Annotated in this window: 29 protein-coding genes; 12 read left to right on the top strand and 17 right to left on the bottom strand. The window is 44.2% G+C overall.

The features are described 5' to 3' along the window. Positions 1-21: 21 nt before the first annotated feature. The 9 genes from DWX43_RS21280 to DWX43_RS21245 form a co-directional block, all read right to left on the bottom strand. The gene (locus tag DWX43_RS21280; RefSeq protein ID WP_118621764.1) at positions 22-375 is read right to left on the bottom strand and encodes a hydrogenase maturation nickel metallochaperone HypA; all 354 of its coding nucleotides are present in this window, start codon (positions 373-375) and stop codon (positions 22-24) included. 6 nt (positions 376-381) lie between these two features. Beyond that, positions 382-3,060, bottom strand: a complete 2,679-nt coding sequence (locus DWX43_RS21275; protein WP_243099431.1) for an FAD-dependent oxidoreductase — start codon at positions 3,058-3,060, stop codon at positions 382-384. Positions 3,061-3,119: 59 nt separating this feature from the next. Then, on the bottom strand, positions 3,120-3,290 hold the full coding sequence (locus DWX43_RS27085; RefSeq protein ID WP_181368677.1) for a hypothetical protein: 171 nt from the start codon (positions 3,288-3,290) through the stop codon (positions 3,120-3,122). Between the two features lie 2 nt (positions 3,291-3,292). Next, entirely contained in the window at positions 3,293-4,102 is an 810-nt protein-coding gene (locus tag DWX43_RS21270) for an acyl-CoA dehydratase activase (RefSeq protein WP_109731377.1), read from the bottom strand. Between the two features lie 17 nt (positions 4,103-4,119). Then, complete coding sequence (locus tag DWX43_RS21265) at positions 4,120-5,658, bottom strand: 2-hydroxyacyl-CoA dehydratase family protein (RefSeq protein WP_118621762.1); 1,539 nt, start codon at positions 5,656-5,658, stop codon at positions 4,120-4,122. Beyond that, complete coding sequence (locus DWX43_RS21260) at positions 5,659-6,846, bottom strand: 2-hydroxyacyl-CoA dehydratase family protein (RefSeq protein WP_118621761.1); 1,188 nt, start codon at positions 6,844-6,846, stop codon at positions 5,659-5,661. It lies immediately after the preceding gene. Positions 6,847-7,029: 183 nt separating this feature from the next. Next, positions 7,030-7,785, bottom strand: a complete 756-nt coding sequence (locus DWX43_RS21255; RefSeq protein ID WP_118621760.1) for an AAA family ATPase — start codon at positions 7,783-7,785, stop codon at positions 7,030-7,032. 37 nt (positions 7,786-7,822) lie between these two features. After that, positions 7,823-8,539 (bottom strand): hypothetical protein, encoded by a 717-nt coding sequence (locus DWX43_RS21250; RefSeq protein WP_118621759.1) that lies wholly within the window; start codon positions 8,537-8,539, stop codon positions 7,823-7,825. A gap of 135 nt (positions 8,540-8,674) precedes the next feature. Next, the gene (locus DWX43_RS21245) at positions 8,675-9,184 is read right to left on the bottom strand and encodes a GNAT family N-acetyltransferase (RefSeq protein ID WP_118621758.1); all 510 of its coding nucleotides are present in this window, start codon (positions 9,182-9,184) and stop codon (positions 8,675-8,677) included. 205 nt (positions 9,185-9,389) lie between these two features. Between DWX43_RS21245 and DWX43_RS21240 the strand changes: the two genes are divergently transcribed. The 12 genes from DWX43_RS21240 (at position 9,390) to DWX43_RS21190 (ending at position 16,089) form a co-directional block, all read left to right on the top strand. Next, positions 9,390-9,800 (top strand): hypothetical protein, encoded by a 411-nt coding sequence (locus tag DWX43_RS21240; protein ID WP_118621757.1) that lies wholly within the window; start codon positions 9,390-9,392, stop codon positions 9,798-9,800. A 44-nt stretch (positions 9,801-9,844) separates the two neighbouring features. After that, on the top strand, positions 9,845-10,372 hold the full coding sequence (locus DWX43_RS21235) for a GNAT family N-acetyltransferase (protein ID WP_118621756.1): 528 nt from the start codon (positions 9,845-9,847) through the stop codon (positions 10,370-10,372). 191 nt (positions 10,373-10,563) lie between these two features. Continuing rightward, positions 10,564-10,773 carry a hypothetical protein gene (locus DWX43_RS21230; protein ID WP_118621755.1) on the top strand — a complete coding sequence of 70 codons (210 nt, stop codon included), beginning with the start codon at positions 10,564-10,566 and terminating at the stop codon, positions 10,771-10,773. Between the two features lie 96 nt (positions 10,774-10,869). Next, positions 10,870-11,238, top strand: a complete 369-nt coding sequence (locus DWX43_RS21225; RefSeq protein ID WP_118621754.1) for a DUF1232 domain-containing protein — start codon at positions 10,870-10,872, stop codon at positions 11,236-11,238. Between the two features lie 87 nt (positions 11,239-11,325). Then, positions 11,326-11,700, top strand: a complete 375-nt coding sequence (locus DWX43_RS21220; RefSeq protein ID WP_118621753.1) for a hypothetical protein — start codon at positions 11,326-11,328, stop codon at positions 11,698-11,700. Positions 11,701-11,713: 13 nt separating this feature from the next. After that, positions 11,714-12,109 (top strand): TIGR04076 family protein, encoded by a 396-nt coding sequence (locus tag DWX43_RS21215; RefSeq protein WP_118621752.1) that lies wholly within the window; start codon positions 11,714-11,716, stop codon positions 12,107-12,109. 60 nt (positions 12,110-12,169) lie between these two features. Further along, positions 12,170-12,679 carry a GNAT family N-acetyltransferase gene (locus DWX43_RS21210; RefSeq protein ID WP_118621751.1) on the top strand — a complete coding sequence of 170 codons (510 nt, stop codon included), beginning with the start codon at positions 12,170-12,172 and terminating at the stop codon, positions 12,677-12,679. Positions 12,680-12,777: 98 nt separating this feature from the next. After that, positions 12,778-14,316 (top strand): HEAT repeat domain-containing protein, encoded by a 1,539-nt coding sequence (locus DWX43_RS21205; protein ID WP_118621750.1) that lies wholly within the window; start codon positions 12,778-12,780, stop codon positions 14,314-14,316. A 28-nt stretch (positions 14,317-14,344) separates the two neighbouring features. Beyond that, the gene (locus DWX43_RS21200; protein ID WP_118621749.1) at positions 14,345-15,046 is read left to right on the top strand and encodes a transglutaminase-like domain-containing protein; all 702 of its coding nucleotides are present in this window, start codon (positions 14,345-14,347) and stop codon (positions 15,044-15,046) included. Between the two features lie 81 nt (positions 15,047-15,127). After that, positions 15,128-15,358, top strand: coding sequence for a DUF4318 domain-containing protein (locus DWX43_RS21195; protein WP_243099427.1), 231 nt, complete (start codon positions 15,128-15,130; stop codon positions 15,356-15,358). 58 nt (positions 15,359-15,416) lie between these two features. Further along, positions 15,417-15,560: a hypothetical protein gene (locus tag DWX43_RS27080; protein ID WP_181368678.1), complete on the top strand. Its 144-nt coding sequence runs from the start codon at positions 15,417-15,419 to the stop codon at positions 15,558-15,560. 115 nt (positions 15,561-15,675) lie between these two features. Beyond that, a complete protein-coding gene (locus DWX43_RS21190) occupies positions 15,676-16,089 on the top strand; it encodes a GNAT family N-acetyltransferase (RefSeq protein ID WP_109731392.1) in 414 nt (137 codons plus the stop codon). Positions 16,090-16,214: 125 nt separating this feature from the next. Here DWX43_RS21190 and DWX43_RS21185 read toward each other — a convergent pair whose 3' ends face one another. The 8 genes from DWX43_RS21185 to DWX43_RS21150 all read right to left on the bottom strand — a co-directional run bounded on the left by DWX43_RS21185 (position 16,215) and on the right by DWX43_RS21150 (position 26,895). After that, positions 16,215-17,219 (bottom strand): type II CAAX endopeptidase family protein, encoded by a 1,005-nt coding sequence (locus tag DWX43_RS21185; protein ID WP_118621748.1) that lies wholly within the window; start codon positions 17,217-17,219, stop codon positions 16,215-16,217. 16 nt (positions 17,220-17,235) lie between these two features. Further along, positions 17,236-17,682 carry a DUF3887 domain-containing protein gene (locus DWX43_RS21180; RefSeq protein ID WP_118621747.1) on the bottom strand — a complete coding sequence of 149 codons (447 nt, stop codon included), beginning with the start codon at positions 17,680-17,682 and terminating at the stop codon, positions 17,236-17,238. A 45-nt stretch (positions 17,683-17,727) separates the two neighbouring features. After that, a complete protein-coding gene (locus tag DWX43_RS21175) occupies positions 17,728-18,981 on the bottom strand; it encodes a GHKL domain-containing protein (protein WP_118621746.1) in 1,254 nt (417 codons plus the stop codon). Further along, positions 18,978-19,688, bottom strand: a complete 711-nt coding sequence (locus DWX43_RS21170) for a LytTR family DNA-binding domain-containing protein (RefSeq protein ID WP_109733444.1) — start codon at positions 19,686-19,688, stop codon at positions 18,978-18,980. The genes DWX43_RS21175 and DWX43_RS21170 overlap by 4 nt, the downstream gene beginning before the upstream one ends. A 199-nt stretch (positions 19,689-19,887) precedes the next feature. Beyond that, positions 19,888-23,916 (bottom strand): LamG-like jellyroll fold domain-containing protein, encoded by a 4,029-nt coding sequence (locus tag DWX43_RS21165; protein ID WP_118621745.1) that lies wholly within the window; start codon positions 23,914-23,916, stop codon positions 19,888-19,890. 154 nt (positions 23,917-24,070) lie between these two features. Further along, positions 24,071-25,255: a YibE/F family protein gene (locus DWX43_RS21160; RefSeq protein WP_118621744.1), complete on the bottom strand. Its 1,185-nt coding sequence runs from the start codon at positions 25,253-25,255 to the stop codon at positions 24,071-24,073. A 215-nt stretch (positions 25,256-25,470) separates the two neighbouring features. Continuing rightward, the gene (locus DWX43_RS21155) at positions 25,471-26,523 is read right to left on the bottom strand and encodes a DUF5692 family protein (protein WP_118621743.1); all 1,053 of its coding nucleotides are present in this window, start codon (positions 26,521-26,523) and stop codon (positions 25,471-25,473) included. A 27-nt stretch (positions 26,524-26,550) separates the two neighbouring features. Further along, entirely contained in the window at positions 26,551-26,895 is a 345-nt protein-coding gene (locus DWX43_RS21150) for a hydrogenase maturation nickel metallochaperone HypA (RefSeq protein ID WP_109733440.1), read from the bottom strand. Positions 26,896-26,898 lie beyond the last annotated feature (3 nt).

Genomic DNA, 26,898 nt, shown 5'->3' with positions numbered 1-26,898 from the left:
GGCGGTATTTTTTAGTCACATCTACCACGCTTCAATATTTTTTATAAAACACTCCCTCCCGGTCAGCAGTTCTAGCAACTGATTTTCTTTACAGGAGGGGCATCCTTTCGCCTCCTCAAATTCCCCAAGGCTGAAGGATTCTCCGCAGACATGGCACAGGTATCTTGCCGGAAGGATTTCGATCTTCAATTCTGTATTCTCAAACAGAGGATTTCTCTCTGCTACCGCCGGAAAACATTTCTCCAGATACTCCGGGATCACAGAACTGATTTCCCCGATCTGCATGGTGATGGCTTTGATCTCTGTCAGCTGGTTTGCCTGTGCAACCTCCATCACTTTATCTGCAATACTAAGTACAATTCCAAGTTCATGCATGATTAATCACCTGCGTTTCACCAGTTCTTTTGCCTGTCTTGCTGCAATCTTTGCCCCTCTCTTTACAAGTGTGGGTGCCATGTGTCCGACAATCAGTTTCTCATACGGAACTTCATGCCCGTCATATCTGCGCTCCAGATGAATCGCATCAAACCTGCACTTTGTCGTGCAGATGCCGCATCCTACACAGATATTCTGATCTACCACGGTTGCCCCGCAGCCAAGGCAGCGCTCTGTCTCTTTTTTCACCTGCTCCTCGGTAAATGTTCCGCGCAGGTCTCTCATCGAATGCTTTGCCTGTTCCGGGTCCGGGGCACATGGTCTTTCCCTCCGTGCATGGTCAAAGCTGTCCCATTCCACATTTTCTTTGTCTAATTCATGGTATTTGCCTGCCGGACGCCCGATGGTCAGACTCTGTCCCGGCTGTACGTACCGATGGATAGATTCGGCCGCTTCTTTTCCTGCCGCGATAGCATCGATGGCAAACTTCGGTCCTGTGTATGCATCACCTCCGGCAAAGATATCCGGCTCCCCTGTCTGATAAGTCCTCTCGTCTGCCATCACTGTCTGATTCCTGTTCAGCCTGACCCGGGTTCCGTCCAGCATGGTCCCCCACTGGATGGACTGTCCGATGGAGACAAGAATATTCTCACATTCTATCGTAACTGTATCATGTTCATCATACTGTGGGCTGAAACGGTGGTTTTCATCAAACACGGCTGTGCAGCGCTTGAATTCTATCCCTGTCACTTTTCCATCCTCTGTCAGTATCCGTTTTGGTCCCCAGCCACAGTTTAATGAGATTCCTTCTGCCTTTGCTTCTTCCTGCTCTTCCTTCTGTGCGGGCATTTCGTCCGCACTCTCCAGACAATACAGGGCCACTTCACTGCTTCCAGCCCGGACCGCCGTACGTGCCACGTCAATGGCAACATTTCCCCCGCCGACAACAACCGTCCTGCCTTCCAGCTTTGTTGATTCATCCTGACTGATATTTCTTAGGAATGTAACACCGGACAGCACGCCCCGGGCTCCTTCGCCCTCTACCCCCAGTTTTCTTCCTCCCTGGGCGCCGATTGCCAGATAAAACGCCTCATATCCCTGCTGCCGCAGTTCTCTAATGGTCACATCCCTGCCGACCTCAATTCCAGTCCGGAATGTAACGCCGATCTCACGCAGAACTTCGATCTCTGCATCCACCACATCCTTCTCCAGACGAAACGTGGGAATCCCCATTGTCAGCATACCGCCGGGCCGGTCATTTTTCTCGAATACGGTGACATCATATCCGCGTATCTGTAGATAATACGCACAGCTCATCCCTGCAGGGCCCCCGCCGATAACGGCGATCTTTTTCCCGTATTTTTCTCCCTGAGGATTCAGCATCTTTGGAATGAAGCGTGTTTCTGCCTTCAGTTCCTGCTCTGCAATAAACTTCTTAATCTCATCGATGGCTACCGGTTCATCCACATCTGCACGAGAACAGGCATCTTCACAGCGTCTGTTGCAGATATGTCCGCAGACCGCCGGGAACGGATTGTTTTTCTTGATCAGCTCGAGCGCCTCCATATATTTTCCCTGCGCGGCAAGTTTGATATAACCCTGTATGGCAATATGAGCCGGGCAATTGGTTTTACAGGGAGCGGTTCCATTTTCGTCAATCTCATCCCTGTTAAAACGGAACTCCGGGTTCCATCGTTTCTTGTTCAGCATCCACACATGGTCGTGCGGCGTCTCGGTTTCTTTTTCCGGGATCGGGGTCTTCGCACACAGTTTTCTTCCCAGATGGAGTGCATTCACCTGACAGTTTTCCACACACTGGCCGCAGGCTGTACACTTATCCACATCTACCTTGGAAACATAGTTAGATCTGTTGAAATCCGGTGACATATAATACTTTCCAACACGCAGGGAAAAACAGGAACAGGTGCAGCAGTTGCAGATGGCCACCGTCTTCCCCTCACCGTCCAGGTTCTGTATCTCATGCACCAGCCCGTTCTCTTCTGCACGCTTCAAAATCTCAAAGGCTTCCTCTTTCGTAATTTCACGCCCTACGCCGGTGCGTATAAAATAATCGGCCCCCTCGTCCAGCTGGATGCACATATCCTGCTCCAGATGGCCGCAGCCCTCGCCCATGAGTCTTCTGGAGCGCCGGCATGTACAGTCAGACACACACAGCCGCCAGGCTTTTTCAATGTAGGAGGATACTTCTTCGTAATCCGCAGCATGGCTGTCTCCATTGATTGCCTCCTCGACGGGTATGACACGCATCAGTCCTTTTCCAACCGGAACATTTGGTCCGAGCAGTTTGGTCCGTCTGCGGGTATATTCCTCGAAACACTCCGCCATCACCGGATATTTCTCTGCCTGCTCTTTGTTCGCAACCATCATCTCCATGATTCCCGGAACCCAGATCGGCAGCATATAGTAGTCCGTCCCGTCTGCATGGTGTACACGCATCACACCTGTCACGGCCAGATCCCATAAAAGCTTTTTCGTCTCCTCCAGCGGTTTTTTACAGCGTGAGGCAATCTCATCTGCAGTCATATTCTTACGCACCTTCGCCGCAAGCGCCACCTCCGCCATCTCGTCCGTCACCACCGGTTCCAGTATCCTGTATTCCGGATCATGAACCGTGATTCCCGTATACGATTTGGCTTCGACACTTATCTTCGTGGCCAGTTTCATAATCAACGGTCTCATAACTTAACTCCTTTCGTTTTGAAATATTCCATTCCCCGGCATACCTACAGGCGGCGGTCCCTCTTCCTGCTGTCATACACTTTATCCATGATCTTCTGCATCCCGGCCGCCAGTTTCATGTCCAGATTAAAATAGTATACAATCAGGCTGAGCCCAAACAGCACTGCAAAAACAACAACTACCGTTTTCAATATTTTACAGACTCTCTTCTTCATCGTCATCTTCCTTTCCCTTTTGCCAGACCTTTCTGCCTTGCATACTCAGCCGCCCCGAGTGCCCCCATCAGCTGCGGGTCTGTCTTTAGATCTACTACTTTTAGTTTCAGAACCTGCTCAATCGCCTTCTTCAGACCGTCATTTTTTGCACAGCCCCCAGTCAGTGTCACGCTGTCTGTGGCTCCGGCTTTCTTTGCCATAATGAAGCATCGCTTTGCAACAGAACGCTGGATTCCGGCTGCAATCTCATTCATGGGTTTTCCTTCTCCCACCAGTGTAATGACCTCGCTCTCTGCAAATACGGTACACTGGGCCGTAATCGGAATCACATTTTTGGCTGTCAGGGACAGTTTCGAAAACTCCGGAAGTGACATCTCGAATGCATTTGCCATTGTCTCATAAAAACGCCCGGTACCGGCCGCACACTTATCATTCATGGCAAAATTCTTTACTGTTCCGTCTGTATCAATTGCGATTCCTTTGATGTCCTGCCCGCCGATATCAATGATAGCCCTGACTTTCGGGTCCGTCATATGCACACCCATAGCATGACAGCTGATCTCACTGATATTTTCCTGTGCAAAGGGCACTTTATTTCTCCCATACCCTGTTCCGATCAGGTAGGCCAGATCCTCCGGGGAATCAAGCCCCGGCACCTGTGCGAGAGTCTCCTCCATTGCCGCGCGCGCGCTTTTTTCTGAATTCATTTTACTTTTCATGGTCGTATGGGCAGCCATATTTCCGTCTTCATCCAATATGACACACTTTGTATAGGTTGAACCAACATCACAGCCGCCAAAATATTTTTTCATCACCTGTCAGCTCCTCTCTACCAGTTGTTTTCATCTTGAAAATCTTCCAGAGACTCATCCAGCGGCTCCTCTCTCAGCACCGTCCTCATATAACGGTTCACCTCGTCACGCATATCCTTGCGTCCCGCTTTTCTCGGGTCCATCAGGCCGTGTGTCACCCAGATCAGGTGCAGCCCGCGCTCTTTCGCCTGCTCCTCGAAGATTCCGTGGTAACCTGCCATTGCCTTACACCCGATATGTTCATACATAATGACCATGTCTGCATGAAATTCCTCACAAAACCGCCACAGATCATCCACACCGACTTCATATCCACCGTTGGAGCGGTTTCTCATATTCATCTTCATGTACAGGTCTGCCATGTCATACAGGGCCTGTTGTTTATCCGTGGTGCTGTACAGCTCTGTAGAGGTCAGGCTCAGCATGTCGATCAGCGGAAGGATGCCCCAGCAGTTCTGCAGCCAGATCGGAAATGCCGTATAGTACTGTGCCTGAACGCCCCACAACACCGCACGGTGACGAACCTCGGACACACAGGGAACCTTCTTCTCATATCCTTTATACGCCAGATGCGTGATCTTTTGGTCATTCTCAAGGAAACGGGGATCACGGCCGCCTCCCACCTGATAATAGGCATCCCGGTACAGCGCCACATTATTCCCGATCACCTGCGGATGATTCGTTTTGGAAATATCCAGCCACTCACGGAACAGCTTCGTCTCCTCATTAAATGTTTCCATACACTTGAAGTAATGATCCCAGTCGAACGTTTCACCTGTCTGTTCTTCAATAAACCGGATGCAGTTTGCTACTTCTTCCGCACCATATTCCTGCACGCTCTGCTGCATATGCCGGATTGGAACGGCAAGCTGGAACGACGGAATATTGAACCTTCTTGCCTCCACACCGTTCCCCATCAGACTGCCGTCACAGGTTGTATTGCAGTTCACGGCACACACACCAACAAGCGGGTAGTCATCATCAATCGCACAGCCCAGCTCCGCGGCCGGCATCGGACAGACATCGGAAGGCAGTCCAAACTCTTCTGCTACATCAATATAATGAAGGACACCATCCTGCGCTACCGTGGAAGGGGTGTAGACGATCGGAATCTCCCTGCAGACCATTTTCAGATTTGGAAAACCGTTCATGATCTGCGACATCATATTTTCATCGAATACGACAAGCTTCTTGCTAAACTCTTCGTCATTACCACATTTCGGGTCGGCCCTGAACAAATCACTGATCGTATCGCAGACATGTTCCACAATAAAATCAAATTCCTGATGCGCGATACGCAGCTGCGGGCCCCTCAGTCCCTCTGTATGGCGGTCCACAAAATCCGGTACAGCCAGATAGTTCCCCATCCAGCGGTAGCGGAAAAAGCCTTTTAAGTTGGCCGGTTTTGCCATAAATTTTGCCATCACCGACCAGTTTTTCAGCCAGCGCGTATAGTCATACCATGTATCCGCTGCACCTCGCCATTCACGGCGTTTCTTCGTCCGTTTTCCGTAGTAGAGGCTGCCAAGCTTTTCACTGTTGATCTTCCTGCCCATCTATCTCCCTCCTTGTATCTTCTTGATTTCCACACTCTCCACAAATGCCTGCACTCTGGTGCGGAGCTGTCCCGAGCTCCCCACAACATACGGCCTGTCAATAGAAAGGACCGGATACCCATATTCCTCATGCATGATATGGCTCGCCGCCATCCTCTCATATCCCCAGTAATCACAGAACTTCATTTGTTCATAAATGATCCCGTCCGCATGATATTCTTTCGCAAGCCGGTCTGCATAATCTTTGCGCTCCTCTACCTTTTCCGTGTTCATAAAACGTGGGCACTGTCCGGTCACCATATAGTGGCGGCAGATCTGGGTCAGCAGGTCTTCCCCCTCGCAAATCTTGATTTCATCCCGCCCCGGAAAAGAACCGAAGCAGTGTCTGTCTGCCACGATCAAAGCACCGTTGTCTTCAATCAGTTTTATAAAATCCAGATCGTCAATCTCAGATCCTGCAAGCAAAACCCTGATCCGGTAAGTTTTCTCCTGATCCGGCTCTCTTTCGCGTACTTCCTCCAGAGTCTCTTCCAGAATCGGGAGAAGCATATCCTTCGGACAGCAGTAAGTTGCCAGACAGAATATGTAGAACTCGTAGCCCGTTATACGGGGGTATTCTTCCTTCCTGAATTCTCCAAGTTCACGGATCAGACGGCATACTTTATTATGCTGTTCCACTGCTTCAAGAAGCGCCGCATCCGAAACATCGATGCCATACACATCATGGAGCGGCTCCAGCACACGCAGCCGCATCTGCCTTACATAATGCTTCAGCGCCGTTTCATCCGACTTCATCGGCACGTCTGAATATGTAACGAAAAACTTCTCCTTCTCACAGGTCTTCAAAAGTTCCATGTTTTCTACACAGCGGTTCATGGCCGCACATGCATCCGGTGCAATGATACAGTCCAGAAAATTATAGCCGCCCTCCACCGCACGTTCCACAAGGGCCCGGCAGTACTCGCACAGCAGACTCGTCATGTAATATGTCCCGATCTCTATAGAACCGGTCCGTGGTGCCCTTAAACGCACGGAAAAACATCCGGGCAGGTTCAGCAGTACTTCCGGTATCATACTGCACACGTCCCCGACCGCAATCTGTCCCTTTTCGCACGCCGCTTTCACCAGATCATTGTTGCACTCCTGAAGCAATTGCTCCAAATCATACAGATGCTTCAAATCTTTCATAAATACGATCGCCTCCCTTTTCTGTTCATGTAAATCCCCGTTACAGTGTAACTGTTCAGGACCATGAACAGTTACGCCGCAAGCCCATGAAAATCGCCTTTGGCGATGGGGCTTGCTTCTGGCTGTTCTACGTTTTCGTACGGACTGTGCAGTAAATGCACAGTCCTGTACTGAACAGTTACGTTACAGTTTCAATGCCTCCAAAATCTCGTCCGCCCCTTTCATCAGCAGGGAATCTTCCGGCAGTTCGAATACACTTTTCCCCTGAATATCATTCACAATCTGGGCCTCATCATTTTTAATCTGTATGAATGGTTCATCCGGAAACGGGCTCTCCATTGGAATAACGGTCTGTGTAATCCGGTTGACCGCAACCCCCAGCTTCTCATACATCACGAGCCGGTCGGCAACCTCCTTGATCGTCTGGATAACCTGCATCCCTTTCCTGCTCTGGTCGGTTATGAGAAGCAGGTGTGTCACCTGTTCCATGACGCGCCGGTTCACTTGCTCGATCCCGGCCTCCCCATCAATCACCACATAGTCGAACTGCCCCGCCAGCATGGAAATTACATCCCTGAGATAAGAATTAATGGCACAATAACAGCCGGACGATTCGGGCCTTCCGATTGCAACAAACGCAAACCCGTTTTTTTCATCCATCATATCGAGAATACGGAACTTCGCCTCCGATAGGATATCCTGTGTTTCCTTCAGTTTCTCCGATACCCCGTCCGTAATCTCCAGACGGATATCATCCAGTGTCTCCTTAACCTCTGCATCAAGGGCTGTCGCAAGCCCCACTGCCGGGTCCGCATCAATCGCAAGTACCTTTGCCTCCGGATACCGTTCTGTAAGCCTGCGCACGAGCGCTGCCGCAAGAGAGGTCTTTCCCACGCCGCCTTTACCTGTGACGGCTATTACTTTTGCATTTCCTTCCATTTTGCTCTCCTTTGCCTGTTTAATCCGCACTAATGTTCTACCGCTTCTTTTGATGCAGTGCACGCATCCCCTCCACTTCATCACAGATTACTTTCAAATCACATGTTCCGCAGTTCATCGGCATCCCCTTTAAAATATGGTTCAATGCTTCTGTCACCGCCTCCGCCTGCCCTGCCTCCTTTTGAAACGGTACAAGCGAATCCAGTCCGGTCAGAAACAGAACCTGTACAGATTGTATTCCCGGATTTTGCAGGTACTTTCTGATATATACAGCTCCAAGCTTTTCAAAACTAATCCCCGCTTTCAAAGCCTCCCTGCTGACTCTTGCCTGCTCCTTGCTGCTCTTTGCCGATGTTCTGACCATATATCCCCTCGGATAGACGTGGTACCTGACATATTCCAGATCACGGATAAACCGATAAGCAGCCTCCTCATTAAGTCCCTCCCAAACCGACGGATCAGCAGTAAGAAAAACAATCCTCGCAAACGATACATCCCCCTTCAGTTCACTTAATTCCGGCCCATAAAGAAGCACTTCATTTTTTCCGCCTCCATCCAAAGCAGAAGTCACACATGTGTAATTGACAGATTCACAGTTACCTCCGCCCAGTTCAAAAGCGGCATCACGCAGCATGATCATTTCCCCCGAAGCAGTCTCCTCCCAGCACTTCTTCTCATCGTACGGATAACAGCGAGGTGTGTATGCCGATAAATATTCCCTCGTGTTTCGAATAATTTCATCGTATAATTCCATCTCATCCCCCTTACTTTTAAGCATATTTACCGAATTTACTTTCTAATTTCATGCTAACACGGGGTAAATGCACAAAAAAGGAACGAATCCACTGATCCGTTCCTTTTTGGGACTATTTGAGGGATTCGTTCCTGTTTATATTCTGGCATCTTTCCCGTCCAATCTCTTCTCCATCACTTCATAAACAAGCACAGCATCATTCATCAAAGCCATCCGCTCATGCTTTACTGTACGATACCCCAATTTCTCATATAAACAGCATGCCGGCAGTGACGCATCGACCAGCACACTGTCATACTTTTTTCCGATCTCTTTTTCGAGCTTCTCTATTAAAAAGGTTCCATATCCATTCCCCTGGTACTCAGGAAGTATATAAACTCTGGTGATATGGTTTTCTTCTATGCTTCCGGTCCCTATAACCTGCCCATCATGTACCAGCACCCAGACATTTCCGTCAGCAATATCCTTCATGACTTTCTCTTCACTATGGAACAGCAGGAAAAAAGTAACCACCTCTCCCGGATAATATCTAGGATATACTTCTTTCACCGTTTTAGACACTACATTTATAATCACATTAGAATCTGACAATTTTTTTATGTTCCTTATCTCTAATTTTCCACCAGCCCCGTGGCTTCTGCTCATAACGATATTCCCCTTTCTCAAAATCCCGTCTTACTTTTTCTGTCCTGTTTTCATCTGTAAGCATATTATAATATTTTTCTTTGGAATATACCATACAATTAACGTTGATATAAATAGAACAATGGAAAATTACATGGTATAATGATGTCAATGACAAAAGGAATTTTATACACTTAAAATTTATGAAAGGGCAAAATGTAATCACATGAACATAAACTACAAGTTCAAGCCAAAGAAAATAACTAACATTCTATATTACAGTTTAATTTTATTAGGAGCGCTTTTAACGATTATACGCTGGATAAGCGCCTTCGACAGCCACATAGTTGTTATCAATGAAGAAATAAATTCCCATATTTCAAATTTATCATTAAGTTTGATAGTTTATCTGGCTATAGGCTTTACATGGACTTTACAGGGAATAAAATTTAAAAGGGTCGCCTTATTAGGAATAATAATTATTATAGCTAATATTTTATGTGAAACCGTTATGGGATTTATGAATACACCAGATATAGCCGATGCTGTGTATGGCGTTATTGGTACGGTCATTGCGTTTTGTTTTCTATCTGTATCCCAAAAATATGGCTTAAATGACATTCAAAAAACCGGTTAAGTTTTTAGTTTTGAAAAAATAAAATCTATGGAGGATGATAATTTATGGCATTAAGATTAGTAAAGGCAAGTGCTGAATATGAAAATTTAATTGTAAATATGCTGGAAGAATGGATTGATTATAATAATAACCATGTATCTGCCAATCATTCTCCTATGGCAATCTTCAAAAATGACTACCACGATTTTACATCTTATATTTCAAATTTAGATTATATAAAGGCTGAGGAAGGAAAAGTTCCTTCTTCCACATTTTTTTGTCTGGATGAAGAAAGAAATATTATGATTGGTGCCGTGAATATTCGCCACTATTTGAATGATTCTTTACTACAATTTGGAGGTCATATCGGTGATGGAATCCGGCCATCTGAAAGAAGGAAAGGATATGCCACAAAGATGATTGCTTTAGCATTGGAAGAATGTAAAGCACTTGGTATTCATAAGGTCCTGATGGTATGTGACAAAAAAAATACCGGCTCTGCAAAGTCCATTCAAAACAATGGTGGAATTTTGGAAAATGAAATTCAAAATGAAGGAAAAACAGAACAAAGATATTGGATTGATATAGATTGATATAGTCACTCCAATGACATATTGATATTGCAAAACATTTACTAATGGATAAAAATGTACGGGTTCGTGCGTTCTCCCGCAATATTATTTCCCAAGGTTATACAAAGGTGGACATATTCATCTTTGGTTATAATCTATAAATTTTAAGTTGTAAAATTAAGTGTTTCAGTTATGAAAGGAGAGATATAAGCATGAAATATATTATTAGGATTATTCAAGTTTCTACACTTTTAGGTGGAACAGAGTTTATGCTAATGTTGCTTTTTGGAGATTTAACAGAAAGCGTAAAGCCAGTAGTATTAGGGGCAGTACTTGTCAGTCTGATTATATTTGGAGTACTTGACATAATTGGAAGAAAATTAGAAAGTAAAAGAAATGAGGTGTCCAGTTCTTTATCCTAATTTTTAGCAGGAATGCTTCAAGAAATATTAGTCAGCATAGTATTTATCAAATTCCAGCTTGTAGTGGGAAAATTTGAAGTTGTAGGAAGGAGAACGATGGATCTAAAAAGCAGGATACAAAAATTAAAGGCAGAGATACCTGCTGTTTTTTTTTCATTAAAGGATAATGAAACTCCACTTATAGCAAAGTTCTTCGCGGCGATAACGGTTGCTTATGCACTTTCTCCCGTTGATTTAATACCAGATTTTATTCCGGTGCTTGGGTATTTGGACGACCTTATACTGCTTCCTGCTTTTATCGCCTTAACGATACGTTTTATTCCAAAACCCGTCTGGGAGAAGAATCTTGCTCTTGCTATTGACTTGTGGAAAGATGGTAAACCCCAAAAGTGGTATTATGCAGTCCCTATCATTCTATTTTGGGTTGTCGTCATATGGTTAATTGTGAAAGCGATCTGGCTTTAGCAAATTTCAAATTCCAGTATAGCTAGATGGGAAATTTGAATTTATAACTGAAATTTTTTGTATTTTGCGAAGGGAGAATATTGATTTATGCATTCAATATTAGGTGCAGGATTATTTGGAGTTATAGCAACTATGACAGTTCTTGTTGCTTGCGGTTTGCCTTTGGGCGAATTTACAATGGGTGGACAATATAAAATCTTGCCTAAGAAATTTAGAGTTATGGCAGTCATTTCGTTTGCTGTCCAAATTTTTGCAATGATAATTGTTTTGCAAGCCGGAGGTTTTATTTCCTTGTGGTTGTCTTTTAAGGTTACTAAATATATTTGTTTCTTCTTTGCCGCTTACCTATCTTTGAATACTATTATGAACATGATTTCAAAAAGTAGGAAAGAAAAATATGTTATGACTCCGCTTTCACTTATAGCCGGAATATGTTTTTGGATAACGGCATTTCAAATGTAGTATGTAAAAGAGGATAATCTACAGTGCGTCAATCCCATTTTATCCAAAAAAAATTTATGAATTTAGTGAGGTAAAAAAATCAGGTCCTTGTCCTTGTTTTAAAGCGGGAGATACTTTTATATTAAAAAGAACACCTGAAAGAGATGACTTTTATCAATTAATGAATGGAAAGTTTTGCGGAGAAGCGTGGGATGCAATAAGCAGATATGTTTATACAGCATTACAAGGAGGTTCAATTATGCATAATTGGACAAATGACGAAAGAATGATGATCGCTTGCTGCAATGATGGGACAAGACCAGTCATATTTAAAATAGAAAGAATTGATATTCCAGAGAATGTGAAAGAACAAGAATGGTTAGATAAACAAAATTTTTTAAATACTGAAGAAAATGCTTACACTGGATAAATGACAGAATCCATTGGGAAAGAATAGACTAAGCGAAAATCGGGATTTGGGGTGGGAAATATGATACTCGAAACAGAACGATTATATCTGCGTGAGATGAATCAATTTGATTTTGAATCATTGTGTAAAATCTTACAAGATAAAGATACAATGTACGCATATGAAGGACCATTCAGTGATGAGGAAGTCCAGGAATGGCTCGATAGACAAATTTCCCGTTATCAAAAATGGAAATTTGGTTTATGGGCAGTCATTTTAAAGGAGACCGATGAAATGATCGGGCAATGCGGGCTTACAATGCAGCCCTGGAAGGATGAGGAGGTACTTGAAATAGGTTATCTTTTCGAGAGATTATATTGGCATAAAGGGTATGCCATCGAAGCGGCAAAGGCGTGTAAAAAGTATGCGTTTGAAGTATTAAGAGCAGAAGAAGTTTGCTCTATCATCAGAGATACAAATATAGCATCTCAAAACGTAGCCATAAGAAACGGGATGACAATGGCAGGCACATGGACAAAGCATTACAAGGGTGTAGATATGCCGCATTATCGTTATGTGGTTCAGCGCTGACATCAGGCATTAAAAATGGCTGCTGAAAAGCCAGTCGCCTTTAGCCAAATGAAAGTTGCGGGCGGAAATTATTGATATAACCGGGAGGTGCTAAAACAATGTTTTTGCATAAAAAAACTGATTTTTATTCTTCAAATTTAAATGCTTACATTGCTCAGACATCAGAAGGTGCGCCGCATAATCTGCCTTTGATTTTTTGTGTTTTTGCTGAGAATTCCGATAATCACAAAGTGACCGCCGCAAACTTTCTATGCGAATTTTTAAATAAACTTTCTTTTGATGATATTTACAGAATTGATAAGCAAATGCGACAGACAACTTCAATGGAATGGAGCATCAACTGGAAGGAGTTAAACGTGGAAAGCTTTGTTACAAAACATATGTCAGAGGATGAAAAACGTGCAGTCTTTGTTTTTGCGTCTTTTCATCCAAACGGATATATCAGAGAACAGGCTATCTACGCTTTGGGTAAATATAAGGATGCCCTCCCCTTTATTCTTCTAAGGTGTAATGATTGGGTTTGTCAAGTGCGTCAGGCGGCATTTAATGTGTTTACCCAGATATTGGCATATTCCAGTGAAGAGGAAATTGTTCATGCGTTTCCCCTTATGGAAAAATTACGTAGGAGCACACGGTACGGGTATGATACTATTCTGCCGGTTGTAGTCAATCTCTTTCGGATCAACGGCCAATTGATAAAACGAGGGTTAAACAGTACAGATATTAGGGCAAGAAAATTTTGTATATCAATCATTAACCGTCTGGATAAAATAGATAACGACTACATGATGGATTACATTTTTCATGAAAAAGACCCCTTTCTACGAAAAACGGTTTTTCAGATATTACTAAAAACAAATGCAGACAGCACCGAAATACTGGAGTTAAGCAAATGCTTTCTGATGGATAAGTATCCGCCGAATCGCATCTTAGCATTACAGTACTTAATTGATAATCACTCCAATGACTTATTTGATATTGCAAAACATATGCTAATGGATAAAAATACACAGGTTCGTGCATTCTCCCGCAATCTTATTTCCCTGAGTGATACAAAGGTAGACATCCGCCAAATTTATTTGAATCACCTTTATGTAAATACATCAATTAGTATTTATGGACTGGGGGAAGTTGGATCTGCCGAAGACTGTGAACTTATTGAGAAGTATTTAGCAGATGACAGGGTTTCTGTTGTTCGTGCGGCAATGACGGCTTTAATGCGGCTAAATGCAGAAAAATATCTGGCTAATATAACAGATATGCTGGCCGCAGATAAATCTGGCATAGTCAAAACAGCTGCAATACTGCTCAAAAAGTATAGGGAGTATGATTTTAAAAAAGTATCAGAAATCCTTAATAACTCATCAAATGAGAACACAAAAATAAAATGCGCCACTCTTCTGTTTTTGAGCGGTAAATGGCAATCGCTGATTTATACTCTTATGCTCCTTGGCAGTGGCTGTGAGAAATTAGAAAATCTATGTCAAACACAAATCAGCAGATGGATATTTACATATAACCGTTCCTACGCTGTTCTCTCTAAAAATGATAAACAAACAATTATTGAATTACTACAGGAAAAGGCAAAGTACCTAAAGCCCGAAGCGAAGAAACAAATTATGTTTTTGGCTAAATAATGATGTGATTTTATGGGGGAGTCCACTGATGGAACAATATTTAAAAGAAACCTCTTTGTTAAACTTTTCTGCCGAAAATATTCAGAAATTAATAAGGGACAGGCAATGGGAAAATATAGATGAGTACAATCGCATAAAGAAGATATACAATTTTGTTCGTGATGAAATCCTATTTGGTTACAATATAGATGATCATATCCCCGCGTCAAAAGTGTTGTCTGATGGGTATGGGCAATGTAATACAAAGGGAACATTATTTATGGCCCTGCTCCGCGGAGTTCATATTCCATGTCGTATGCATGGATTTACAATTGATAAGAAATTGCAAAAAGGGGCAATGACAGGCCTTGTATACAAAAACGCTCCCAAAAATATTTTACACAGCTGGGTCGAGGTATACTTGGATGGGATATGGTATGAATTAGAGGCATTTATATTAGATAAAAAATATCTTTCACAATTACAACGTATAAACTCAATATGCTCAGGTGCCTTTTGCGGGTATGGTGTTGCTGTAAAGGATTTTCATAATCCTGTAATTGATTTTGATCGAAACGATACCTACATTCAGAGCGAGGGCATTAACCATGACTTCGGAATTTATGATTGTCCGGATGAGTTACTAAAAGATCATAATCAAGAACTGTCAGTACTTAAAGGCTTCTTGTATAGAAATTTGGGAAGGCATTTAATGAATAACAATATCAGAAAAATAAGAAATGCTGAATAACAACTTGAATGTTTGTGACCGATTGTCTAAACTTGATGAAGGGATTCAATGATTATTCAAATGAACGGTAGGAGGGATTTTATGTTTAAGATGTTTAAAAATTCTTTTTGGGTGCCCTATGAAAATGGCGATATTTATCCGACTGTTGCAAAAGCGCAACAGGCAATTTCTAAATACTGCGAGGAAAATGGATACTCCTATTCTTTTAATGGTGATGATGAAGTTATAATAAATGAGAAAACATATGAAATATATCGAGGATACGAGAATGGGAGCCGGGGAAGTTACGGAATTAAGTGCAGAGAAAGATAATTAAATGATAATTCACAGTTTGTCCAGAAAACTTAGAAGTTGTAGAGGAGGGTTCATAATGAAAAAAATTGGATTAGGCGTTGCAATACTACTTTTTGCAATTGTAATTTCTCTTTCTTCATCGGGTATGGGATTGCTTGCTATCGGAATAGGTGTCGTTGGATTAATTTTTTCAATCATTGGATTTATAGAACATCAGTAAAATAACTTACAGTTTGTGGTAAGGAAAATTTGAATATGGAGAGATAGCGTTTATAAACCCTCTTACGTTTTGACTAAGTTCAAGGATTGTATCCATAAATTAAAGGAGAGTAGTTATGGAAGTGAGAATAAATACACTATCACCAGAACTGTTTCTGGATTTATACACGTCAGTTGGATGGGAAGCGCCATGTATTGGACAAGTCGAAAAGGCTTTGAGCAATACTATTGCAACATTTACAGCTTATGATAAAAAACAGCCGATAGGAATGGTGCGGTTGATTGGAGATGGGGGTATGTCATTTTATATCAAAGATTTTGTTGTAATACCAGACTATCAGGCAATGGGAGTAGGAACGTTGCTAATAGAATGTTTAGAAAATTATATAAGAGAAAATATCAATCCTGATTGGGCTGTCAGTTTAGAATTGATCAGTACGAAAGATGCACTCTTGTTTTATAAGAAAAAGGGATTTGAAGAAAGACCTTGTGAATGGGATGGTCCGGGAATGTTCAAAATGATTAGATAAATCCCAGTTTGATTTGATGATATCGGCATCGGCATTGAAAATTATTATAGATAGCTTCCCGCACACAAAAAGGAAAGCTGCTGTCCGGCGCAGTCATGAGCCCCGGACAACAGCATCTTTCTTTTTTATGCTTTTATTTCCTCTTTTCTGAACACCCGTGAAAATAAGAATCCCCCGAAGATCACCCCATTTAATATCAAAGCCGGAACCAGCATCGCCCAGCTGACCGACTGGTCCTGAATGACTGATGCACTATAGCTCCCGGATATAACCGGAACAAGATTATTATTCAAAAAGTGTAAAATAACAGGCACCCATATATTTTCAGTCTTCATATATGCATATGCGAAGAATATTCCCAGAGTGATGCAGGTGATTTGCTGTCCTGCCATACTGATTATTCCATCAGCAGGATTCGTATAGTAAAAGAAGTTCACCGGCATATGCCATAATCCCCATACAACGCCCAGAAGCAGCACACCGGCACGCTTTCCGAATCTTTTTTGCAGAAGCGGCTGCAAATAATATCTCCAGCCATATTCTTCTCCGAAAAAAGCGATAAACGCGAAGAAAAAGTTAACCAGAATGCTGATCAGCATTACCCATGTAAGAGGGTTTACTGCAATCTCACCCAGCATCCACAGCTGTCCTGATACCCCATAGGATATCGCCGTCCGCAGAATATAAAGCACTACAAAAAGCAGGATGCAGAATACAGACAGTTTTGCATTTTTACCTCTTAAACCATACCGTGAACGGCGCTCTTTTTTATCCGTCAGAAGCAGGATACCGCATACAATACTGCCGCCTATAAGGATAAACTGGCAGATGAGTAACCAGTTTCCCCCGATCCCAGTCACACTGCATATAGCACACAGGATCATCAGGGCCGTCGCAATCAGATAAGAAACAAAAAATCTGCGCGGCATATTACTGTCAGTTTTTCTTGTGATGAGATATGCCAGCATGACGCCTGCTGCCGGATAAAGCATCTGTGCATTCGGAAAAACACTGACATCCTTTCCGGCCGAGTAACTATACCCCATAAGCACACCCAGCAGATAAGTGATACCATATGCGATAATCACAAATATCATAAGCTGCTTCTTTTCTATTTTTGTCAGTTTCATATTGTATCCGTCCCCTCTATTTAATCAAAAACTGTACAAGCTTCATATCCTCGTCAAAACCAATGGTAAACTGGATCTTCCCGTCTTCATATGTCCCTACCATGACAGCCCCGCCGTACTCGGCACCCGTCTTTTTATCCTTGCTTCCCATAACCACGGTCTTGCTGATCTCCTTAAACTCACCACATTTATCTAAAAAGGGATCACACTGCTCTTTATATTCTTCATAGGTCAGTAAATCTTTGAACTCCTGTGTTCCCATGTCACATATTCCTTCATAATCACGGTCATTAAACAGCTCAATAGCCTTCATCGCCTCACTCTTTACCGTTTCCTCATCAAACTTATCCGACAGCTCTGTACCGGCACTCTGGCAGCCTGTCAGTGCTGCTGTCAAAAACATTGCCGCCGCGAGGATACTCAAAATCTTTGTCACCCTTCTCATTTTACCCTTCTGTTTCATCACACATCACTCCTTTTGTCTGTTCTTATTTGCTTTGTTACAAAACTAACTGCTTCTGGCAAACAGCAGTGTTACGGAAAACATCTGTCCATCCGTCTGTATCTGCATCTCTCCCTGATATTTTTCCACTGCTTTTTTTACATTCTGCAGCCCGATTCCTTCGTGTCCTGACTTTGCAGATTTTCCTTCCTGATAGGGCACGTACAGCGGGTTGCTAATCTTCACAATGGTGAAATCCTGAATCTCCTCTCCGCGGATTTTCAGCCGGAAATCATCGTGTCCCCTCCCGGCTTCCACGGCATTTTCCAACAGGTTGGCGAAAATGGTTGTGATATCAATATCGGCTATAAACTCCAGTCCGATTCCTCCCAGATTGCAGTCCACCCGGTCCTGGGGAATTCCTTTTAGCTTATCATTCAATATGATATTAAGCATCCGGTTCTCTGTATAGAACTTCATGCCCATTGAATTCAGCATGGTATGGACGTCATCGATATATTCCCGGTCTTCTATTTTATACTTCTGCTCAATAGCATTAAGATGATTTCGTATATCATGAATAATAGTCCTGGATTTATCATAGTTTTTTTCCATCTCCTTATAATACTGCAGTGTCAGCTCCCTCTGCTGCTCCATCAGTTCCACCGTATGTCTCAATTCCTTATTCTTTGCCACATCATACCAGAAATACAGGCAGTACAGGTTCATCACGATTAAAAGCAGACCAAACACAAGGCACCAGTAGTAGCCATATCTGACAAAGAAAACATCTCCTGCAATCAGATACATAAATATCAATATCGCGCTGAACATCGGAACAATAACCATTCCTTTTATTTTCAGATGCGGTGCATCCTGAAATCCCTTACGAATCACATATCTTAAGATCAATGTCATGCCGATCAACAGGATACACCTTAATGTCTCAAGCATTAAAATATACGTCTGTAACTCCACCTGAAGAATTGAAAAGATGTCTGCCGCTATCATCAATGCCATATACTGTGCCAGCATCAGAAATGCATGGTACATAATCTGGCATACCATCCCCATTTTACTGTGGAAGTAAAGCAAATAACCTGTCAGAACATTCCATACTGCAAGAACCAGAATAGTCAAAAGATCATTTCCCAGCATTGGAAGGAACAGCGCCAGTGCACCGTATATAATCCAGGCAGCCGCCTTTTTCCATCTCTTCTCCTCTATCCCTCCCGGAATCGCACGGGTCACACTCATAACACAGCCAATCAGTACAGCCATATCAATGATTTGGATAAAGAATAAAACCACTGTATTCATTCCCTTTTTCCCTCCAATCTCCCTGCAAGATAATTCAGAAGTTCCTGTTTCCAGACTTTCTGCTTTTTCTGGGCCAGAGGGATTTCCATTCCGTTATCCAGCAGAATCCTCCCCGTCAGAACATTTTTTACATGAAGCATGTTCACGACAAAACTCTGGTGTGGCATGGAAAAACCAAATGGTTCCATCCGCTCTGCAACACTGCCGATCTTCTCCTGCATCGTATATCTGCCGTTCTCCGTAACAATCTGCACTTTCCTGCTCAGATATTCAAAATAATAAATTTCTTCCACAGGAAGGCACAGAAGCCCCTGTCCAGTCTGGAAATCCAGTACTTCTCCCTTCGAAGTGTGAAGGTAATCAAATATATCTTTTAAAACCTGACTGATTTCCTGCCTGTTAACCGGCTTTATCAGATACTGGAACGCATGGACCCTGAATGCGCCTGCCACATAATCCCGGTAAGCCGTCAGATACACAATCTTAACGGATTTGTCCATTTCCCTGATACGCATTCCCGTCTCAATCCCATTCATCCCGTTCATATCAATATCCAGAAATACCGCCTGACACGGCTGGTAATTCTCAAGCAGTTCCTCTCCTGACGTGAAACACTCTGTCATCAGCGCAGGATTACACTCCCGTATGATAGAAGCCACCAGTTCTGCCGTCTTTTTATCATCATCGCATACTGCGACTCTGTACATATGTTTTCTCCCTTTCCTTTGTTGATTGTTATTAGTGTAACATAGTCTGTCAAATTGTAAATATGTACTGCATGATTGACAAAAACAATGTATTAAATGACCGGAAAACCCAAAAAGGACAGAAGCATCTGTAAATTATACAAATACTTCCGCCCTTTTTATCTTTCTGCTTATAAGGAAGAATGACTCTGTCCTTCTGTTATTTTACCTTTTTCCTCCAAGCTGCCGCAAATGCGATCCCTGCCAGAGCCAATATGGTCATAACTGCCGGCACAACAGGTGATGCACCGTCTCCGGTTTTTACACTTGTGCTGGTTGTCCCTGCCTTTACAGGCGTTTTTCCCGCCGGGGAATTTCCGTTTGACCCTTGGTCTTTATTTCCGCTGCCGTTCCCCGTACTGCCGCTGCCGTTTCCATTATCGTTGTTTCCATCATTACTGTTTCCATCGTTACCCGGTTCCTGATTTTCATTGCCGTCGCCGGACCCTCCTTCTTTCTTTACAAGCTTCTCCATCGCCTGTGCCAGTTCTGCTGACGCCTTATCCACTGCACTCTGGTCGGAAACATTCTCATCTGAGTTAATTTTCTTTGCATTCTCGAAAGCAGCAGTAAACGCCGATACACTTTCCTTTGTATACTCCTCCGTCTTAATCATGGAAGCCTTTGCAAGCTGGATGAGTAATTCTGTCTTGTCGGCCCTGTTTACTACTTTTCCCAGTAATGTTTCTAAACCGGATATTGCTGCCTTTAAAGCCTCTTCATCTGCCTGGCCGGAATCTGCAAGCTGCTTTGCCTCATCTCTTAACTCCTGAAGGCCTGAGATGCTGTCCGGTGTATATTTCGCCTGCTCCATAAGAACTGCATCCGCTTTTGCTATTGTGCTGTACAGCTGTGACAGCTGTTCCTCAGACTTTTCCTGCAGCCCGGCCGCTGCCGTACTCAGGTTATCAAGTGCTGTATTAACTCTGTCCGCATCTGCCGATGCTGTTTTACTTCCTCCTCCAAGGTCTGCCGGCACGGCCTCTGGTTCTGCTTCGTTTTGCTCTGCCTCGCTTAGTTCCTGTAAAAGTGCTTTGCCTTCTTCGACAGCTGTTTCAAATATCGCCCAGCTGTTCTGTGTATATCTGCCTGAATTCAGGACTTCGGCGGACTGTATGGCCTGTGTAAGCCCTGCTATATTTGCAGTTCCCGGATTCAGATTTCCTACGGCTTTCAGCACCTCGATTGCACCTGCTGCCATTTCATGTTCTTTGGCCATGCCGCTGTCCAGCATCTGCTGTACCTTTGCGATTGCCTCATCCAGCTGTGCGGCTGCCTCCTCTGTGGCGTTTGTACGGTCAGCCTCTGCTGCGGCTGCCAGAATGTCTTCCGCATATTTCTTTACTGCCGCGGGCTTTAGTTCTTCTTTCCTGCTCATCAACTCATCATATGCCTTATTGACTGCTGTCTGGCCTGCATCTTTATCTGTCAGGATTTCTTCCGCCCTGGTACGCGCCGCATCAAATGCCGCATAACTTTCTTCCGTATAACCGTCACCTGTAATATCCTTTACTTCATCAAATAAGTCCTGCAGTGCCGATTTGTCAGCCTGTGGTACTTCTTCCTTTTTCACAAGGCCGTCAACTGCATCGTTCAGCTGTTTAGTTACAGAATCAATCTCATCCTGAAGAGATTCGTCTGTAATCAGCATTGCATTCTGCAGCGCCTCCATCAGCTTTGCAACGCTCTCTTCTGTATATGTCTCCAGTTCATCGTTTCCGATTGACAGCACTCTGAGCATTGCTTCTTCAAATTTGCTGTGATCTCCTGCTTTTACCCGGATCTCATAGCTCTTTGTTTCGACATTGCCGGAACGGTCTTCTGCTTTATAAAGCAGCTTATATGTACCTGCCTTTTCTAATTTCACAGTCTTTGCTTCCGTCTTTCCATTCTCCCCGGTCAGTGCGGCAAGTTCGCTTCCGTCCGGTGCCGTCAGGACGGTCTTTAACGTAACAATTGTACTGTTATCCGCCGCCTGTGCCGCCGGTATCGTGTAATCCTTGTTCATTGTTCCGGTACCGGCCGGCTCGGATTCCAGCTGTATAACCGGTTTGGTTGTGTCAATCGTCTGAAGCTCCCTGTTTGCAAGCATGGAAACCTGTTTTGCCGTCAGGGCCTTGCTGTACATACGTGCCGTAGAAATCGCGCCGGTCATTGGTGACTGAACACTGCCGTTAGAACCGGAATCTCCGCCGATTACATAATATTGTGAACTCTTGGCCGGTGTCTTCACCTTGCCTGTTGCTTCTCTCGAGGCGATCTTAACGCCGTTTACATAAAGTGTTACTTTACTACCGTCATAAGTGATGACTCCATGATTCCACTCACCGTATTTTAAAGCACCTGCCGCCGTCGGTTTCTGATAGGAGCCCCCGACATGTACCCATGCCTCCAGACTTGCCGATTCATCGTCATAAGGAGGAATCTCAAAACCAATTCCTGCAGACTCCATATTGGCAAACAGGTCTACATAACTTCCGGAGAACTTGTCTACCTTAAACGTACTTTCAATTGTAAAGTCGTCATTTGTCTGATCATACTGCTCGGCTGACCAGTCTGTCAGAAATGCTTCTTCTGCTTTTCCGGTAAATCTGGCCGTATATTTCCCTAGCTCCTCGTCCATAGCTATATTACTGCCGTCACTTCCATAGAACGTATTGCCTGACACAGAATGATCTGAAATGGCTCCGTCTGAGAAATCTACATCCAGAAGGTCTGCTTTCGGCACACCCTCGACCATGTCATCAAATCCCGGCTCGGAAGAAGATTCCCCGGTTGTCTTAAATGTCTGTGACAGATAGTTTTCACTCACCTTCTGGTAGGCATCAATCGCATAAATCCTTACCTCATAAGACATTCCGCCTTCCAGGTCCGGAGCCTTCTGCGTGATCTGCTCCGGCATAGGCTGCAGATAATATTCAGACCATGTTTTGAATGTCTTCACGACTTTCTGTGTCTCCGTATTGATAAAGTCATATCTGTAGGAATGCACGATATCCCCTACGTTATTCTCTGCCACTTCTGCCTGGTCAAATGTCAGTTTTGCAGAATTCTCCCCAACCTCACTGACCGTCAGCTGTGCATCGTCTGCAAAATAAGGTGCCTGTGCAGATTCCGCTCTTTCGTCTGTATAAGGCAGCGTTTCCGTCACATCAAACGTCCATGTCTGGGGAATCCACTTGTCTGCGAGAAAATCATAGTTTTTAATCGTAACCCTGCTGCCGTTCGCCTCCACAACAAGTCCCTGTGCAATCTGGCTTGCATTAGGCGGTACAGAGCCATAGATCATCCCGGATTCCATTTCCATATAGGACAAAGTTACCGTGTTTACTGCCGTATAGCCGCCGTCCTGCCAGATACTTGTTGGCATGTTATTTGGACTGTGAATATGTCCGGAGAATGTCACCGCATGCGGATGGTTTTTAAAAATCTCATCCAGCCCGCTTCCATACCATTCCGTGGAAACGTAAAATGTGTTTTTAATCGGATGGTGGAAAAATACAAAAATCGGTTTGTCCGGTGTGTCTGCCTCCGCCTGCGAAAGCTGCTCCTCAAGCCAGTCCAGCGTATAGGTATAATTTCCGCCTCCCTGCTTTGTACCTTTGCCTGTCTCTGCATCCAGTTCCCCGCTTCCCGGACTCAGCGTGATAAAATGATACCCATTCACAACCTGATGGTCATTCGGCTTATTTCCCGTTGTCTCGGTAAATGCATCAGCGCTGTTATTCTCATGGTTTCCCATTGACGCGATCAGAGGTATTGTCAGATTCTCTTCTTTGATCTGTTTCCATGCCGCATACTCGCTGGCAGCCCCGTTATCTGTCAGGTCTCCGGCTACTACCATACGGTCCATGCCGGATTCACTAAAAAACGAAAATGCCTTCGCAAGTCTGCTTTTCTCCGTCGCCTTATCCTGGCGTACATGTGTATCGGATACGACTCCGAAACTAACTTCTGCAGCCGGATCAGATACAGAATCTATATCCCCCTCCGGTGAAATAAAGCCATTGGCCTCCATCGGCTGGCTGTCACTGCCTGTTTCCTGAGTCCCTCCCATATCCTGGGTGTTCTCATATGCGGGCTGGGCCACATTTCCGGCGGCGCTTACCGCAAGCACTGACGGTGATGACATCACGCCTGCCACAGTAAGGAACAACGCCAGTAATTTGTTGATTGTCTTCCCTTTCATTGCATTTTCCTCTCCTTCTCATCTTGAAAGTTGTCCCGTCTTTTATGGACGGCCACCTCTCACAGGTTAACGAAAGCAAATAAGAGATAAATCATTACGGTGTTAATACTTAGTTAATGTTTTTATTGCCTAAATAAAATTTTTGTATATTTTTTTAACATTTCCTTTTCGCTTTATATAAAACAGATGCTGCCGCAGAGGTCAAAGGAACTGTCAGGATCACCGCTATCGTCCCTGACAATCCCTGTCCAATCTCAATCGCCAGAAAGTCTGAGCTGACAAGCTGATGGTACTTGATCCCGTATCCTGTCAGGACCAGCAGCGTGCTCAGGCCGCTTCCGGTAAACGCGAGAATGAGCGTATTGCTCATGGTCCCGATCATATCTTTGCCGATATTAAGCCCGGACCTGAATAATTCTCCGCGGCCAAGCTCCGGACTCACGGCGTGCACCTCATATAAAGCAGATGCAATCGACATCCCTACATCCATCACCGCTCCCAGAGAAGCAATCAGTACTCCCGCAAAAAGTACCTGTGAAATCTGAAGATGTGTGTTCTTTGAAATCAGGACCATAAATTCTGTCTCGTCAGTATTGTATCCGGAGATATGAAGCACTGCTGCAAAAACTGCAAATATAACCCCTACCAGAATCACGCCTGACGCCGTACCGCAGATTGCCGCCATCGTTTTCCTGCCGGTCCCGTTCAGCAGGACCAGTGCACATGCTGTTGTCATGACAACCGTAAGGACTGCCATTACAACCGGGGAGTGCCCCAGATAGATCATCGGTATCATCCACATCACAATCGTAAATAAAGTAAACCCGAGTCCCAGAAGCGCTCGGATGCCCTTTTTCCCGCCGATGAGGATCATGAAAAAGAAAAACACAAGAATGATCCCATATATAGCAGGCGATCTGTAATAATTATAAATGACAAAGTAAGGAGCCGTATCCTCGGGTTCATCCTGTGAAACAATCACCCTTGTGCCCGGCTTTACATAGATATTATTTGCCGCCGTCAGGTAGTTCTCCGTCTCCACTGTCTCTCCCTTATATTTCCCGCTTAACAGCTTAATCTTAGCAGTCTGCATCCCCAGATATCTGTCCGGATTTGTCTCATCCACAGTCAGTTCATCATTGCCTGTCTCTGTCACAATCCCCTTTTCATATGTAATATTCGTATTATTATAATGCTCGTACTGATCCTGAATCCCCCTGTTCCATATAATGACAGCTACGGAAAAAATCAAAATCAGTACAACACTGGCCAATTCTGCCCGGTGAGAATGAATCCAATGATTCTTTTCCTTACTCACTTCCCCTTTTAATTTTGCCATCTGTTTTTCCTCTTTTCTTAAAAATATATCCTGTATCTCTTTGATGCTGACACGGGATATCCTCTATTATAAAAATGAAAGATTAAAAACAGATCAAATATGGATTAAATATTCTGCTTCTGCCACCCGTCTGTAACCCCGGGCACAATCAGAATGGGCACCCGGAAAAGATATTCCCGGGTGCCCATTCTTTCTTATATAAAATTATGCAAGCCCTATTCTCCCAGAGCCCTGACTTCCTGATATTTCCTCAGATCTGTATACAGCTCTCCCTTATAAGGGTTCTTCTTTGTCTTTACGATCCGGTAAATCATATACGCAAATACAGCCACGTTAGCCAGCAGTGCCAGCAGGCTCATTACGAATAAAAATGTGGTATTCGGAGCTGCGCCTGCCACCTGATAGATTCCTGCGTCTTTGAGCATGGTAATTCCGTCAGATGCCAGAATGCCTTCCTGAATTGCTGCATCCGCAATGGCCTTGCTGGATGTGGAATGGACGAGCCATCTGCTCGCATCCTGAAATGCAGGGAATGTCTGGGCAAACATGCACCACAGGGCAAGTGTATGTGCACGGTGCTGGAGCCATGCCCCTTTACCAATCGTAAATGCACATACCGTAGGTGCCAGCAGAAGTGCGAATCCGCAGTACCATGCATGAGTAGGCAGGCAGTTGTATGTATAGGCGAAGTTCCACAAATCATAAGCCACGATCCAGAACCACATCATATCCGGCCAGAGCATATCCCTGCTGTTGTCCTTCGCAGTTTTCTTGCGGATACAGATTCCGAACCATCCTGTAATCGTGATAATATTCAGGATTCCTGCAATCCCGTTCATGATATTCCATGAACCGCCGACATAATACTGGACCTGGTTGTTCATATATTCTACAACCGGAGTTGCATACCGGCTGATCTGGAAATCTCTGGAGCATGCTTCCAGAATATTAATTGCAAGAATCAGTGGCGGAAAACACAATGCAATCTTGTTATGCTGCAGTTTTTTGATATGGCGGATACACCAGAAACCGATACACCCTGCTGTAGACGAATATACTTTTGCAAGATGGAACCAGTCCATATAGGACGTATCTTTCAAAACGGTCAGCCACAGGATCGTCAGAACAACCGGCAGAACCACGAAACATCCGAATCCAACCCATTTAAAGCGGCGGCTTAATTCATTTGCCGCAAACAGTGACACAAACACACCAATCCATACGAGCCAGACTAATATATCCGGCACATTTTCTGTAAATACAAACATAATAACACTCCTCTTCTCCCATTCCTCTTAACAGGCAGCTATTTCCTTAATATTAAACTCATTCCCCGCTGACAGATATGTATTCTCACTCCCGCAGTACGGACATATCTTCTTATATTCCAGTGTTGAATATGTTTTCTGGCAGTCCTCACAAAGGGTAACCGCCGGAATCGTCTCAATTTCCAGCTCTGCCTCTTTTAATAAGTCCGACCTTACGCGGAAATACTTCCAGCAGTCGGTAAGATAATCGGGTATAACGCCGCTCACCTCACCGATTTCCAGCGTGACGGAAGCGACTTCCGTCAGCTTTTCTTCCCTGCCGATCTCCTCGATGGTTCGGACAACATGCGTGACAAGACCTAATTCATGCATATC

This window comes from Clostridium sp. AF19-22AC (assembly GCF_003479085.1).
GTDB lineage: Bacteria > Bacillota > Clostridia > Lachnospirales > Lachnospiraceae > Faecalicatena_A > Faecalicatena_A orotica.
The sequence above is the reverse complement of the archived record's forward strand: the minus strand, read 5'-3'. Positions and strand labels throughout refer to the sequence as shown.

Excerpts from the sequence above, each read along its gene's own strand:
- DWX43_RS21245 (WP_118621758.1), bottom strand. The coding sequence starts at position 9,184 with ATGAGCAGAAGCCACGGGGCTGGTGGAAAATTAGAGATAAGGAACATA.
- DWX43_RS21235 (WP_118621756.1), top strand. The coding sequence starts at position 9,845 with ATGGCATTAAGATTAGTAAAGGCAAGTGCTGAATATGAAAATTTAATT.
- DWX43_RS21275 (WP_243099431.1), bottom strand. The coding sequence starts at position 3,060 with ATGAAACTGGCCACGAAGATAAGTGTCGAAGCCAAATCGTATACGGGA.
- DWX43_RS21200 (WP_118621749.1), top strand. The coding sequence starts at position 14,345 with ATGGAACAATATTTAAAAGAAACCTCTTTGTTAAACTTTTCTGCCGAA.
- DWX43_RS21160 (WP_118621744.1), bottom strand. The coding sequence starts at position 25,255 with ATGGCAAAATTAAAAGGGGAAGTGAGTAAGGAAAAGAATCATTGGATT.
- DWX43_RS21185 (WP_118621748.1), bottom strand. The coding sequence starts at position 17,219 with ATGAAACTGACAAAAATAGAAAAGAAGCAGCTTATGATATTTGTGATT.
- DWX43_RS21170 (WP_109733444.1), bottom strand. The coding sequence starts at position 19,688 with ATGTACAGAGTCGCAGTATGCGATGATGATAAAAAGACGGCAGAACTG.
- DWX43_RS21225 (WP_118621754.1), top strand. The coding sequence starts at position 10,870 with ATGGATCTAAAAAGCAGGATACAAAAATTAAAGGCAGAGATACCTGCT.
- DWX43_RS21265 (WP_118621762.1), bottom strand. The coding sequence starts at position 5,658 with ATGGGCAGGAAGATCAACAGTGAAAAGCTTGGCAGCCTCTACTACGGA.
- DWX43_RS21260 (WP_118621761.1), bottom strand. The coding sequence starts at position 6,846 with ATGAAAGATTTGAAGCATCTGTATGATTTGGAGCAATTGCTTCAGGAG.
- DWX43_RS21195 (WP_243099427.1), top strand. The coding sequence starts at position 15,128 with ATGTTTAAGATGTTTAAAAATTCTTTTTGGGTGCCCTATGAAAATGGC.
- DWX43_RS21165 (WP_118621745.1), bottom strand. The coding sequence starts at position 23,916 with ATGAAAGGGAAGACAATCAACAAATTACTGGCGTTGTTCCTTACTGTG.
- DWX43_RS21270 (WP_109731377.1), bottom strand. The coding sequence starts at position 4,102 with ATGAAAAAATATTTTGGCGGCTGTGATGTTGGTTCAACCTATACAAAG.
- DWX43_RS21180 (WP_118621747.1), bottom strand. The coding sequence starts at position 17,682 with ATGAAACAGAAGGGTAAAATGAGAAGGGTGACAAAGATTTTGAGTATC.
- DWX43_RS27085 (WP_181368677.1), bottom strand. The coding sequence starts at position 3,290 with ATGAAGAAGAGAGTCTGTAAAATATTGAAAACGGTAGTTGTTGTTTTT.
- DWX43_RS21210 (WP_118621751.1), top strand. The coding sequence starts at position 12,170 with ATGATACTCGAAACAGAACGATTATATCTGCGTGAGATGAATCAATTT.
- DWX43_RS21150 (WP_109733440.1), bottom strand. The coding sequence starts at position 26,895 with ATGCATGAATTAGGTCTTGTCACGCATGTTGTCCGAACCATCGAGGAG.
- DWX43_RS21190 (WP_109731392.1), top strand. The coding sequence starts at position 15,676 with ATGGAAGTGAGAATAAATACACTATCACCAGAACTGTTTCTGGATTTA.
- DWX43_RS21175 (WP_118621746.1), bottom strand. The coding sequence starts at position 18,981 with ATGAATACAGTGGTTTTATTCTTTATCCAAATCATTGATATGGCTGTA.
- DWX43_RS21230 (WP_118621755.1), top strand. The coding sequence starts at position 10,564 with ATGAAATATATTATTAGGATTATTCAAGTTTCTACACTTTTAGGTGGA.
- DWX43_RS21205 (WP_118621750.1), top strand. The coding sequence starts at position 12,778 with ATGTTTTTGCATAAAAAAACTGATTTTTATTCTTCAAATTTAAATGCT.
- DWX43_RS21250 (WP_118621759.1), bottom strand. The coding sequence starts at position 8,539 with ATGGAATTATACGATGAAATTATTCGAAACACGAGGGAATATTTATCG.
- DWX43_RS21255 (WP_118621760.1), bottom strand. The coding sequence starts at position 7,785 with ATGGAAGGAAATGCAAAAGTAATAGCCGTCACAGGTAAAGGCGGCGTG.
- DWX43_RS21220 (WP_118621753.1), top strand. The coding sequence starts at position 11,326 with ATGCATTCAATATTAGGTGCAGGATTATTTGGAGTTATAGCAACTATG.
- DWX43_RS21240 (WP_118621757.1), top strand. The coding sequence starts at position 9,390 with ATGAACATAAACTACAAGTTCAAGCCAAAGAAAATAACTAACATTCTA.
- DWX43_RS21280 (WP_118621764.1), bottom strand. The coding sequence starts at position 375 with ATGCATGAACTTGGAATTGTACTTAGTATTGCAGATAAAGTGATGGAG.
- DWX43_RS21155 (WP_118621743.1), bottom strand. The coding sequence starts at position 26,523 with ATGTTTGTATTTACAGAAAATGTGCCGGATATATTAGTCTGGCTCGTA.
- DWX43_RS27080 (WP_181368678.1), top strand. The coding sequence starts at position 15,417 with ATGAAAAAAATTGGATTAGGCGTTGCAATACTACTTTTTGCAATTGTA.